Origin of the sequence: Citrobacter sp. A316, from assembly GCF_002042945.1 — a bacterium.
GTDB lineage: Bacteria > Pseudomonadota > Gammaproteobacteria > Enterobacterales > Enterobacteriaceae > Citrobacter > Citrobacter portucalensis.
This window is the reverse complement of the sequence record NZ_MVFZ01000012.1, coordinates 45,974-58,505: the sequence shown is the minus strand read 5'-3', so window position 1 is coordinate 58,505 and position 12,532 is coordinate 45,974. Positions and strand designations below refer to the sequence as shown.

10 protein-coding genes and 1 pseudogene are annotated in these 12,532 nt (G+C 53.3%); 2 read left to right on the top strand and 9 right to left on the bottom strand.

What is annotated here, in order from left to right; translation table 11 throughout:
• Nucleotides 1–75: 75 nt before the first annotated feature.
• The 4 genes and pseudogenes from BZK41_RS15535 to BZK41_RS27760 form a co-directional block, all read right to left on the bottom strand.
• The gene (locus BZK41_RS15535; RefSeq protein WP_079938728.1) at nucleotides 76–849 is read right to left on the bottom strand and encodes a DmsC/YnfH family molybdoenzyme membrane anchor subunit; all 774 of its coding nucleotides are present in this window, start codon (nucleotides 847–849) and stop codon (nucleotides 76–78) included.
• A complete protein-coding gene (locus BZK41_RS15530; RefSeq protein ID WP_079938727.1) occupies nucleotides 842–1,468 on the bottom strand; it encodes a DMSO/selenate family reductase complex B subunit in 627 nt (208 codons plus the stop codon). Before BZK41_RS15530 ends, BZK41_RS15535 begins: the two co-directional genes overlap by 8 nt.
• 13 nt (nucleotides 1,469–1,481) lie before the next feature.
• Nucleotides 1,482–3,914 carry a DMSO/selenate family reductase complex A subunit gene (locus BZK41_RS15525; RefSeq protein WP_079938726.1) on the bottom strand — a complete coding sequence of 811 codons (2,433 nt, stop codon included), beginning with the start codon at nucleotides 3,912–3,914 and terminating at the stop codon, nucleotides 1,482–1,484.
• Nucleotides 3,915–4,425: 511 nt separating this feature from the next.
• Nucleotides 4,426–4,599: pseudogene (locus BZK41_RS27760) on the bottom strand (integrase); the annotation flags it as partial.
• Nucleotides 4,600–4,745: 146 nt separating this feature from the next.
• Between BZK41_RS27760 and mutS the strand changes: the two are divergent.
• Nucleotides 4,746–7,313 carry a DNA mismatch repair protein MutS gene (gene mutS / locus BZK41_RS15515; RefSeq protein WP_079938725.1) on the top strand — a complete coding sequence of 856 codons (2,568 nt, stop codon included), beginning with the start codon at nucleotides 4,746–4,748 and terminating at the stop codon, nucleotides 7,311–7,313.
• A 92-nt stretch (nucleotides 7,314–7,405) separates the two neighbouring features.
• Here mutS and BZK41_RS15510 read toward each other — a convergent pair whose 3' ends face one another.
• The 3 genes from BZK41_RS15510 to BZK41_RS15500 are packed head-to-tail and all read right to left on the bottom strand — an operon-like array spanning nucleotide 7,406 to nucleotide 9,673.
• Nucleotides 7,406–7,642 (bottom strand): non-oxidative hydroxyarylic acid decarboxylases subunit D, encoded by a 237-nt coding sequence (locus BZK41_RS15510; protein WP_079938724.1) that lies wholly within the window; start codon nucleotides 7,640–7,642, stop codon nucleotides 7,406–7,408.
• A gap of 10 nt (nucleotides 7,643–7,652) precedes the next feature.
• Entirely contained in the window at nucleotides 7,653–9,080 is a 1,428-nt protein-coding gene (locus tag BZK41_RS15505; protein WP_003825816.1) for a non-oxidative hydroxyarylic acid decarboxylases subunit C, read from the bottom strand.
• Nucleotides 9,080–9,673 carry a non-oxidative hydroxyarylic acid decarboxylases subunit B gene (locus tag BZK41_RS15500; protein WP_079938723.1) on the bottom strand — a complete coding sequence of 198 codons (594 nt, stop codon included), beginning with the start codon at nucleotides 9,671–9,673 and terminating at the stop codon, nucleotides 9,080–9,082. The genes BZK41_RS15505 and BZK41_RS15500 overlap by 1 nt, the downstream gene beginning before the upstream one ends.
• 160 nt (nucleotides 9,674–9,833) lie before the next feature.
• On the opposite strand from BZK41_RS15500, the gene BZK41_RS15495 reads away from it, so the two are divergent.
• Nucleotides 9,834–10,238 (top strand): MarR family transcriptional regulator, encoded by a 405-nt coding sequence (locus BZK41_RS15495; protein WP_079938722.1) that lies wholly within the window; start codon nucleotides 9,834–9,836, stop codon nucleotides 10,236–10,238.
• A 134-nt stretch (nucleotides 10,239–10,372) separates the two neighbouring features.
• Here the strand turns inward: BZK41_RS15495 and rpoS are convergent, their stop codons facing one another.
• Both rpoS and nlpD read right to left on the bottom strand, forming a co-directional pair.
• Nucleotides 10,373–11,365, bottom strand: coding sequence for an RNA polymerase sigma factor RpoS (rpoS, locus tag BZK41_RS15490; protein ID WP_000081498.1), 993 nt, complete (start codon nucleotides 11,363–11,365; stop codon nucleotides 10,373–10,375).
• A gap of 62 nt (nucleotides 11,366–11,427) precedes the next feature.
• Nucleotides 11,428–12,510, bottom strand: a complete 1,083-nt coding sequence (nlpD, locus tag BZK41_RS15485) for a murein hydrolase activator NlpD (protein WP_253193768.1) — start codon at nucleotides 12,508–12,510, stop codon at nucleotides 11,428–11,430.
• Between the last annotated feature and the right edge of the window lie 22 nt (nucleotides 12,511–12,532).

Genomic DNA, 12,532 nt, shown 5'->3' with positions numbered 1-12,532 from the left:
TCCTGAAAAAGTGCCTGAAGGCGGTAAGTATCCGCCCAGACTTCAGGGCCGGACACGCGGTCCAGCCCATGAGGATTACATCGGTAAGGTCCACAGATTGTAGAACGCAATCCTGCCCACCAGCTCAGCCACGATGACAACCACGGCGGTCATTGCCAGAACGGTGACGCTGGACTTCCGTCGCGACCAGGCCACCACCCCAACAATGCCCACAGCCAGCAGCGCAGCCTGCGCGGTAAACCAACTGGTTTGCGCCGCCGTTAACGCACCGTCCGCACTCATCAGCGTCGACATATACCCCGGACGCAAGCAGAAGCTGGCGAGGATCGCCAGCACGCTGACCAACAGGCCCAGACGCAGCCCGAACAGCCCGGCCAAAATGCCACCGCCAATCAGCGGCGTGAGTACCATCATCACCGTTGTATAAGAGGTGCGCCAGGTAACCACCGTCGGCAACTGGTAGATTTGCGGGATCGCCAGAATAAAGGCCACGCCCACCGCCGCTGCCAGCCAGACCAGCACTTTACACAGCGCGTTTGCGCCACGGTTAAGTAGCAGACCGAGAGAGCCCAGCCCACCGAGCGTAGCAAACACTGCCGACAGCACAATTTCGTTACTCATCGGTGAATGACCCACGCGCAGCAGCATATTCAGCGCACGCAGCGGTTGCCCTACGTGGATAATCCCCAGCAGTACCCCAACCCCAAACAGGCACATGACGGAGAACAGGCCGATGGCCATCCGTCGCGCCTCGATTTGCCCCAGAGTGCCCCCAATCAGCAACAGAATAAATGCGCCAACTGCGCTTTGGGTAAAGACGGTAAAAAAGACCAGTGGTAACTCATGCATGGCGCACCTCTCCCATGTTCATAATGGCCCCTTCCTTGTCACCCGTAGGTCTGGCCTTCGGATGTGGCTTAATGATGAGGTTAGGGTGGGTAAACGACGCGGCGGGCAGCGGTGCAATTTCGTTCTCGGTGCCGTACTTCGCGCGCAGTTCATCGATTGGGCCAAAATCCAGTGCTCGCTGCGGACAAGAATCCACACAGATTGGACGCAAATTTTGCTCCAGTCGGTCGAGACAGCCGTCACATTTGCGCATGACTTTGGCGTTAGCATCAAACTGCGGTGCGCCATACGGGCAGCGCATTTCACAATAACGGCAACCGACGCAGACGCTGTCATCGACCAGCACCAGACCGTCTTCTTCACGCTTATGCATCGCGCCGGTCGGGCAGCCTGATACACAGACCGGCTCATCACAGTGGTTACAAGCGATAGAGAGGTAGTAGGTAAAGGTGTCGTTGTGCCAGCTCTCCCCTTCCTTCACCCAGCTTCCACCGCCGTATTCATAGACCCGGCGGAATTTCGGACCGACGTCCAGATCTTTATTATCCTTACAGCTGACCTGGCAGGTTTTACAGCCTGAGCAGCGCGAGGAGTCAACATAAAAGCCATACTGTTTCATTGCAGATCACTCCTTAAGCGCGTTTGATTTCAACCAGGTTGGTATGCTGTGGGTTTCCTTTCGCCAGCGGCGACGGCAGATGACTGGTCAGGGTGTTGATGCACCCGCCAACGTCTACACCGTTGCTGTCCAGTCGGGTCCACGCCCCCTGTGGCATCGCCACCACACCAGGGAGAATGCGCTGAGTCACCTTGCAGGGAATCGCCACCACACCGCGATCGTTGAACACATGCACCAGATCGCCGGAGTTCAGCTGTCGCGCACTGGCATCTATCGGGTTGATCCACACTTCATCAGGTACCGCTTCATGCAGCATCAGTACGTTGGTATAGGTTGAGTGGGTATGACCTTTGGTGTGAAAACCGCTCAACTGCAGCGGATACTTCGAGGTCAGCGCTTTGTTCAGATGCGACTCTGTCACTGCGCAGAACTCCGGTACCGCCGGGATACGATCGCCTTCCGGTAGCGTCCACGCTTTTGCGAGATCGGCAAGCGCCTGCGAATAAATCTCAATCTTGCCAGACGGCGTGGTCAGCGGGTTCGCCACAGCATCAGCACGGAAGTCAGCAAACGCCAGGCTCTGTTTGTCTGTCGCGATACGTTGGTCGATGACCCCCATCTCTTTTGCCACTTTCCATTCCGGCAGGTACGGACGTTTTTCGCGGATCTGCTGATAGTGCATTTCTGCCCACTGCGCCTGTGTCCGCCCTTCGGTGTACTGCTCACGCAACCCCAGATGCCCAGCAATATCGGCACAGATATCGTAGGTGCTACGCACTTCCCACATCGGCGTGACCGTTTTCTGTATGGCGATCATGTAGTTGTGAGAGCCAGCAGCATAGGAACTGTCCACCAGATCTTCCGCTTCGAGATAGCTGGTTTCAGGCAGTAAGAGATCGGCGTACTTGGCGCTCGGCGTCATGTGGTTTTCAATGACGACAATGGTTTCACACAAGTTTTCATCCGCGAGAATTTTGCGCGTACGGTTGGTTTCACCGTGTTGGTTCAATAGCGCATTACCGGCCTGGTTGAAGAACAGCTTGATGCCGGTTTTCAGTTTATCCGCCCCCTTCACGCCCATCGTGGTAGCCGTCATGATTTCCGGACGTTGAATCGCATCCGTCCAGAGATAGCAAGGAATAGAGGTTTTGATCGGGTTGGTCAAAATCGGTAGCAGCGGCACGCCGTATGGGGTCCCATAAGGCCAGTTACCGTTGTTAGTTCCCGGCAGGCCAAAGTGGCCCGTCAGCGCAGGTAGCGTCTGAATGGCGCGCACGGTTTGCTCACCGTTGGCATGACGCTGCGGTCCCCAACCCTGACAAATGTAACAGGCGCGTGCCGAGGCTATTTCACGCGCCAGTTGCCGAATACGCGCCGCCGGAATACCAGAGATCTCATCCGCCCACTCCGGCGTTTTAGCGATGCCGTCATCGCCCTTACCGATCACGTAGTCTTTATAGCTGGCATTCGGCGCGGCGCCTTCGGGCAGTGTGCTAATGTCATAACCTACACAGTACTTATTCACCTCAGCTTCATTAATCAACTGTTCGGTAATCAACGTGTGCGCGATACCCGCCACCAGCGCGGCATCGGTCGTCGGGCGAATCGGCAGCCATTCGGCATGCTCGGTAACCACCGAGTCGGTATAACGCGGATCGATAATGATCACCCGCGCCTTTGAGGCTTCCAGCGCGCGGCGTAACTCTTCCACCTGTCCGCCACCTGACATGCGCGTTTCCGACAAATTCAGACCAAACAGCACCACCAGATCGGAATGAGCAATTTGCGTAAAGTGGCTCCCGACATATACGCCGTGGGTGTATGGCGTTGCAGTGGCAATTTGCGCCGTGGAATAGGTGTTATGATAATTTAAATAGCCGCCGGTAAGATTTAGCAAACGTTTCCAGGCTGGCGTGCCCTGTGTATGATAATAAGCGCCAGATTGATAATTATAATAAATTGCCTCACGGCCATATTTTTCCGTCACGCGTTTTAATTCTGCAGCGATAAATGCTGTCGCTTCATCCCAGGAAATACGTTTGAATTTCCCTTCACCGCGTTTACCTACGCGTTTCATCGGATATTTAATCCGGTCTGGGCTATATACCCGCCAGCGACTGGAGCGTCCGCGCAAACATGGACGAATCTGGTGCTCACCAAATATCGTATCGTCTTTTGCGTCTTCCGGTTCAATACGCACAATACGATCATCTTTAACGATCACTTTCAGCGGGCAACGACTGCCACAGTTAACCAGGCAAGCACTGTGGCGAACGGTTTCACCATTGCCGCCTTGCGTTGGCGCAGCGATCGTTTCGGCCTGTGCGGTAGCGGAGAAAGGCAACGTAATTGCGTTACTGAGCGCAACGGCAGCCCCTATTTTCGCAGTGCCAGTTACCGCATCCCGTCGGGACAGCGTTGTATTTAACCACTCTTTTATTTCCATCTTTTTATTTCCCTACATTGCATCCATATTTATTATTAATGAATAACTATAAAGCGTTAAATATTATTTATTGTTGATTATGATCAAGCGAATTTTTACGGGAAAATGGAGCAAAAAAAAACATGACAGGTTTATCACTTTTCATCTGATAAAAAGCAGGAATTTAACTGAAGATGATATTTTCAGTTACAAACAAGAGATAAAAATGGAACAACAGAGGACACACTCGTTGTATATTTATATATATTACGAGCATGTGTACCCTCTGGCAAGAGCAATATAATTCTTATTTTTGCGGTGAGAGTAAACAAAATCACGCCTGGTGCCACGGTATGTTCTTGGGTAACATTCTCATATACACAATATATATAACGATAGAATATACATTGAGAATAATAGACACGAGTAGCGAATAAATATCGTCAACCAGACGCAGACCCGAAAAACAGATTTGGCAGTATCGAAACCAACAACCCTGCTCATATTCATGTAATGCTGCTCTCGGTGTAGCGGCACTGATTTTGACACAAAATCCAACGGGTGAATCGCGGTGGTTGTCGGTGATAAGATAGGCTTTTCATCCAGGGTTGAGTAAATAGAGAACTTTTCCAACTGTGTCGAGTTCAGGTTTGCTGCTGGTAGGTAACTTATTGATTATAATAGATTGATGGAGCGTCATTTTCATCAATCCAGACAAGTAGTTCAAGTGTGTATACCAGATAGAAAATAGCACACTTCTGGTATACAAATTTGTGGGTTTATGTGAGTTTCCAGGGGCTCACGTGAGACTGCCCAGGTCCCTAAAAAGATTAAAAAAAGAGCAAAAGCGATATGAAAGAGTCACTTGATACGGACTTCTCTAGCCACACACCCATGATGCAGCAGTATCTCAAGCTGAAGGCTCAGCATCCGGAAATACTGTTGTTTTACCGCATGGGCGACTTTTACGAACTGTTTTATGACGATGCGAAACGTGCGTCTCAGCTGCTTGATATCTCCCTGACCAAGCGCGGCGCATCTGCGGGCGAGCCAATCCCGATGGCTGGCATTCCTCATCACGCGGTAGAAAACTACCTCGCTAAGCTGGTCAACCAGGGTGAGTCCGTTGCTATTTGTGAGCAGATTGGCGATCCGGCAACCAGCAAAGGTCCGGTTGAGCGCAAAGTGGTGCGTATTGTCACGCCTGGCACCATCAGTGATGAAGCGCTGTTGCAGGAACGCCAGGACAACCTGCTGGCTGCTATCTGGCAAGACAGTAAAGGTTACGGCTACGCCACGCTGGATATCAGCTCCGGGCGTTTTCGCGTCAGCGAACCTGCTGACCGCGAAACCATGGCCGCAGAATTGCAGCGCACCAATCCCGCTGAACTGCTGTATGCCGAAGATTTCGCTGAAACCTCACTGATTGAGGGACGTCGCGGATTACGTCGTCGTCCACTATGGGAATTTGAAATCGATACCGCTCGCCAGCAGCTCAACCTGCAGTTTGGCACACGGGATCTGATTGGTTTTGGCGTGGAAAACGCCCCACGCGGATTATGCGCGGCTGGCTGTCTGCTGCAATACGTAAAGGATACCCAGCGCACCTCGCTGCCGCATATTCGTTCTATCACCATGGAGCGTCAGCAGGACAGCATCATTATGGATGCCGCCACGCGCCGCAATCTGGAAATCACCCAGAACCTGGCGGGCGGCGTTGAAAACACGCTGGCTTCAGTACTCGACTGTACCGTGACGCCGATGGGCAGCCGTATGCTTAAGCGTTGGCTGCATATGCCGGTCCGCGACACCAAAGTCCTCACTGAGCGCCAACAGACCATCGGCGCGCTACAGGATTCCACCAGTGAATTGCAACCCGTGCTGCGTCAGGTCGGCGATCTGGAACGTATCCTGGCGCGCCTGGCCCTGCGTACTGCGCGCCCGCGCGATCTGGCCCGTATGCGCCATGCCTTCCAGCAATTACCGGAACTGCGCGCGCAACTGGAAAGCGTAGACAGTGCCCCCGTGCAGATGCTGCGTGAGAAAATGGGTGAGTTTGCCGAGCTGCGTGAACTGCTGGAACGCGCCGTGGTGGAAGCTCCGCCAGTGCTGGTTCGCGACGGTGGTGTCATCGCCCCGGGTTATAACGAAGAACTGGACGAGTGGCGAGCGCTGGCTGATGGCGCAACTGACTATCTGGACAGACTGGAAATCCGTGAGCGCGAGCGCACTGGGCTCGATACGCTGAAGGTTGGGTTTAACGCCGTTCACGGCTACTACATTCAGATCAGTCGCGGGCAGAGTCATCTGGCACCGATTAACTACGTGCGCCGCCAGACGTTGAAAAACGCCGAACGCTACATTATTCCGGAGCTGAAAGAGTACGAAGACAAAGTTCTGACGTCAAAAGGCAAAGCGCTGGCGCTGGAAAAACAGCTGTACGATGAGCTGTTCGACATGCTGCTGCCGCACCTGGCTGATTTGCAACAAAGCGCCAGCGCGCTGGCAGAGCTGGACGTACTGGTCAACCTTGCGGAACGAGCTTATACCCTGAATTACACCTGCCCGACCTTCACCGATAAACCCGGTATTCGTATTACCGAGGGACGTCATCCGGTGGTTGAACAGGTGCTAACCGAACCGTTTATCGCCAACCCGCTTAACCTCTCGCCTCAGCGGCGGATGCTGATTATCACCGGCCCGAACATGGGGGGTAAAAGTACCTATATGCGCCAGACTGCGTTGATTGCGCTGCTGGCCTACATCGGCAGCTACGTTCCGGCGCAGAAAGTGGAGATTGGGCCTATCGATCGCATCTTTACCCGTGTGGGCGCGGCGGATGATCTGGCATCCGGTCGTTCTACCTTCATGGTAGAAATGACCGAAACCGCCAACATTCTGCATAACGCCACTGAGAACAGCCTGGTGCTGATGGATGAGATTGGACGCGGCACCTCCACCTACGACGGCCTGTCGCTGGCGTGGGCGTGCGCGGAAAACCTGGCCAATAAAATCAAAGCATTAACGTTGTTTGCCACCCACTACTTCGAACTGACTCAGTTACCGGAGAAAATGGAAGGCGTAGCAAATGTGCATCTTGATGCGTTAGAGCACGGCGATACCATCGCCTTCATGCACAGCGTACAAGATGGTGCGGCGAGCAAAAGCTATGGTCTGGCGGTAGCTGCCCTGGCAGGTGTACCAAAAGAGGTTATTAAACGCGCGCGGCAAAAACTGCGCGAACTGGAAAGCATCGCGCCGAATGTTGCCGCAACTCAGGTCGACGGCACACAGATGTCGCTGCTCTCGGTTCCGGAAGAAACGTCGCCCGCCGTTGAAGCACTGGAAAATCTCGACCCGGATTCGCTAACGCCTCGCCAGGCGCTGGAGTGGATCTATCGGTTGAAGAGTCTGGTGTAACGTTGTAATGCCCGATGGCGCTTTGCTTATCGGGCCTACAAAATACCGCTATATGTAGGCCGGGCAAGGCAAAGCCGCACCCGGCGTGTTGATTAGCGCTTATCTTCTGCCAACAGCGGTGGAATACTCGGCACCATCGGTGCGTCATCAATATCCTTCTTCGTCATGCGAAACGCTTGCGGGTAGTGCTCACGGCAGGTACGGCGTAGCGGCTCGGTATCACGCCAGGTGTACAGACAATGCTGGCACTGATATACCGTCCAGACACCTTTTACCGGCGAGTTTGCCATCACTTCAATATGTTCATCGGCACAACGTGGACAAATCATCTGCTACTCCTTATTTACGGTTGGCCAGCATGGCGGTCAATTTTTCTGCCCAGGCTTTCGTTTCTGGTAAATCGCATACCGGCTGGCTGTAGTGCCCACGGTTATCCGGCGCAACCGGCGTGGTCGCATCAATAATTAACTTGTCGGTAATCCCCGCCGGACTGGAACCCGGATCAAGCTCCAGCACCGACATATTCGGCAGTTGCACCAGATCGCCCGCCGGATTGACCTTCGAAGACAGCGCCCACATCACCTGCGGCAGGTTGAACGGGTCAACATCCTCATCAACCATAATCACCATTTTCACGTAACCCAGGCCATGTGGCGTTGTCATTGCGCGCAGCCCCACCGCGCGGGCAAAGCCGCCGTAGCGTTTTTTGGTGGAGATAATCGCCAGTAAACCATGGGTGTACATGGCGTTTACTGCCTGCACTTCCGGGAATTCGGCTTTCAACTGTTGATACAGCGGTACGCAGGTTGCCGGCCCCATCAGGTAGTCAATCTCCGTCCACGGCATCCCCAGATACAGCGATTCAAAAATAGGTTTGGTGCGATAAGAGACTTTATCGATACGCACGACCGTCATATTACGTCCACCGGAATAGTGCCCGGTAAACTCACCAAACGGCCCTTCGATTTCACGTTTACGACTTTCAATGACTCCTTCGAGGATCACTTCTGAACCCCATGGCACGTCAAAGCCGGTGAGCGGCGCGGTAGCGATCGGATACGGGCTTTCACGCAGTGCTCCCGCCATTTCGTATTCCGATTGATCGTACTTCAGCGGCGTGGCGCCCATCAGAGTGATGATTGGATCATTACCCAGCGTGATGGCAATCGGCAGATCTTCACCGCGCTCTTCGGCTTTATGCAGGTGCAACGCGATATCGTGCATCGGCACCGGTTGCAGGCCAAGCTTGCGTTTGCCCTTCACTTCCATACGATAAATGCCGACGTTCTGTTTGCCGAAGTTGTCCGGATCCAGCGGATCGCGCGACACCACGCAGGCTTTATCGAGATAGAAACCGCCGTCGCCATCGTTCAGGCGAAACAGCGGCAGAATATCAAACAGGTTGATCTCATCACCATCAACACAGTTTTCAGCCCATGCCGGGTTGGCGCGACGCTCCGGCGTAACCGGAAATTTATCCCAACGGCGGATAAACTCATCAATCTGTTTTTTCACCGGGGTATTTGGCGGCAGCCCTAAAGAGATAGCGTGATTCTGCCACGAGCCAATAGTGTTCATCGCCACACGGGCGTCGGTAAAACCACGAATATTGTCAAACCACAGCGCTGGCGCACCGTCGCCAATGCGCCCGGTTGCGTTGGCTGCCGCAGCCAGATCCGGCTCAGCGTTGACTTCTTCACTGATTTTCAGCAATTGTCCCTGGTCGTCCAGCGCCTGCAAAAAGCTGCGCAAATCATCAAATGCCATTATTCATTCTCCTGTGCAAAATTCTGTGCCTGCCGTAAACCCTGCCAGCGACGGGCGTTTGGATGCTCCAGATCAAACTGATCGAGCACACGCGCAACGATATGCTGAGTGATGTCATCGACCGTTTGCGGGTGGTTGTAATACGCAGGCATTGGCGGGACCATCGCCACGCCCATGCGGGAAAGTGCGAGCATGTTTTCCAGATGAATAGTGCTCAGTGGCATTTCACGCGGAACCAGAACCAGCTTGCGTCCTTCTTTCAGCACCACATCAGCAGCGCGCCCCACCAGCCCTTCCGCGTAGCCTGCACGAATACCGGCCAGCGTTTTCATACTGCAGGGGATAATGATCATGCCGTCAGTGCGAAACGATCCGGAGGAGATCGTCGCCGCCTGGTCCGCCGGGTTGTGACAAAAATCGGCCAACGCAGACACATCGCGAACGCTGTACGGCGTTTCCAGTTCAATAGTGGTTTTAGCCCACTTTGACAGCACCAGATGGGTTTCCACCTCGGGCATTTCCCGCAGCGCCTGCAATAGCGATACGCCAAGCGGTGCGCCAGTCGCCCCCGTCATGCCAACAATCAGTCTCATTCAATTTCTCAATTTTTGTTCGTGTACGAACGTTTTGATTAAAATACTCCCACATGACATTCCGGGCAAGGCCATCTCGCACAGATCGCTAAAGCCGCAATTGTTAAAAAAAGATGCGTAACCCGCTATGATAGAGACTGACAGGAATTCCGGAGCGCTCATGCCGTTACGAAATAAAGCATTTCACCTTTTACGTCAGCTCTTCCAGCAGCATACGTCCCGCTGGCAACATGAATTACCGGACCTGACCAAACCACAGTATGCGGTGATGCGCGCCATTGCTGAACGTCCCGGCATTGAGCAGGTCGCCCTGACCGAAGCCGCAGTTTGTACCAAGGCAACCCTTGCGGAAATGCTGAGCCGAATGGAAAAACGGGAGCTGGTCAGGCGTGAACATGACCCGGCAGATAAGCGTCGACGCTTTGTTTATTTGACCGCGCAAGGAGAAGCATTACTGGCCAGCGCAACTCCGTTAGGCGATAGCGTGGATGATGAGTTTCTGGGCAGACTTAGCGAAGAAGAACGCGAGCAGTTTACGCAACTGGTGCGTAAGATGATGGGGTAATGGCGGCTACGAGTGACGTCTTGTAGGCCCGATAAGCAAAGCGACATCGGGCAATATGTGCCGACCGATAAGCGATAACATTAAAGAAAAAGGCCAGTCCCAATGAGGCTGGCCTTTCTTGATAGAACTTGTGCTTACTCGCGGAACAGCGCTTCGATATTCAGTCCCTGAGTCTGCAGGATTTCACGCAGACGACGCAGACCTTCAACCTGAATCTGGCGAACACGTTCACGAGTGAGACCAATTTCACGGCCAACATCTTCCAGTGTCGCAGCTTCGTACCCCAGCAGACCAAAACGACGTGCCAGCACTTCACGCTGTTTGGCGTTCAGTTCGAACAGCCATTTGACGATGCTCTGTTTCATATCATCGTCTTGCGTGGTGTCTTCCGGACCGTTTTCCTTTTCATCGGCCAGAATATCCAGCAACGCTTTTTCGGAATCGCCACCCAGCGGGGTGTCTACCGAGGTAATACGCTCGTTGAGTCGGAGCATACGGCTGACGTCATCAACCGGTTTATCCAGTTGTTCAGCAATCTCTTCTGCGCTCGGTTCGTGGTCCAGTTTATGCGACAACTCACGCGCGGTACGCAGATAGACGTTCAGCTCTTTTACAATGTGGATCGGCAGTCGGATCGTACGGGTTTGGTTCATAATCGCCCGTTCGATCGTCTGGCGGATCCACCAGGTTGCGTATGTTGAGAAGCGGAACCCGCGTTCCGGGTCAAACTTCTCGACGGCACGGATCAGCCCCAGATTGCCCTCTTCAATCAGGTCCAGCAATGCCAGACCACGATTGCCATAACGACGAGCAATCTTCACCACCAGACGCAGGTTACTTTCAATCATGCGACGGCGAGATGCGACATCTCCACGCAGTGCGCGACGCGCAAAATAAACTTCTTCTTCGGCTGTTAACAGTGGTGAATAACCAATCTCACCAAGGTAAAGCTGAGTCGCGTCCAACACACGCTGTGTGGCCCCCTGCGATAACAGCTCTTCTTCAGCCAGGTCGTTATCACTGGGTTCCTCTTCACTCAAGGCTTTTTCATCAAAAGCCTCTACTCCGTTCTCATCAAATTCCGCATCTTCATTTAAATCATGAACTTTCAGCGTATTCTGACTCATAAAGGTGGCTCCTACCCGTGATCCCTAACGGAACTAGCACGTGAAAGCCTGGTTCCGCCGAATTATCGCTGCGGTAAATAACGCAGCGGGTTTACGGATTTCCCCTTGTAACGAATTTCAAAATGCAAGCGTGTTGAACTGGTTCCGGTACTACCCATGGTAGCTATTTTCTGCCCCGCCTTGATTTCTTGTTGTTCCCGGACCAGCATTGTATCGTTATGGGCGTAGGCACTCAGGTAATCATCGTTGTGTTTGATGATAATAAGATTACCGTAACCACGCAGCGCATTACCGGCATAGACGACGCGTCCATCTGCAGTCGCGACAATAGCCTGTCCTTTGCTGCCTGCGATGTCGATCCCTTTATTGCCACCTTCGGTAGCCGCAAAGTTTTCGATCACTTTGCCGTCAGTCGGCCAGCGCCAGGTAGAGATTGGCGAGCTGGTTGACGTTGAGCTTGCAGTTGATTCGGTTGCGCTAACTGCTGGAGCCGTTACAGGCGCTGTGACAACGGTCCCAGCAGGCTTGTTGTTCGGCAACATTTTATTAGCACTTTGTTCACCTGAATCCTCAGAATACGTAATTGTTGGTTTCGAAGCAACAGCAACGGTGGAATTTTGTGCAGGGTTGGTCACAACTCCTTGCTGTGCTGCATCCGCCTGGGTAATAGCATTACCACCAGTAATCGGTGTACCCGACGCGTTGCCCACTTGCAGAGTTTGACCGACATTCAGACCATACGGGGCCGGAACGTTATTGCGTTGTGCAAGATCACGGAAATCGTTCCCGGTAATCCAGGCAATATAGAAAAGAGTATCGCCTTTCTTAACAGTATAGGTACTGCCGCCCGTATAGCTACCTTTCGGAATGTTCCCATACTTACGGTTGTACACAATACGACCGTTTTCCATCTGCACAGGCTGCTGTGCGACAGGCTGGATTTGTGTTGGCTGAGTGGTTGGTTGCTGCACCGGCTGGATCTGTGGCGTCTGCTGTACTGTCGACGTCGAGCCCATTTTTGGTGGAGGCGTAATCAGCATGCCGGAACTGGTGTTCGATGATGCACCGCCGCTAACCGAACTGACCGGTGCTGGTGGATTCGAGGTATTTGAACAACCTGCCAGCCATAATGAAACCAGTGACAATGCCGCAATGCGGCGAACGGTA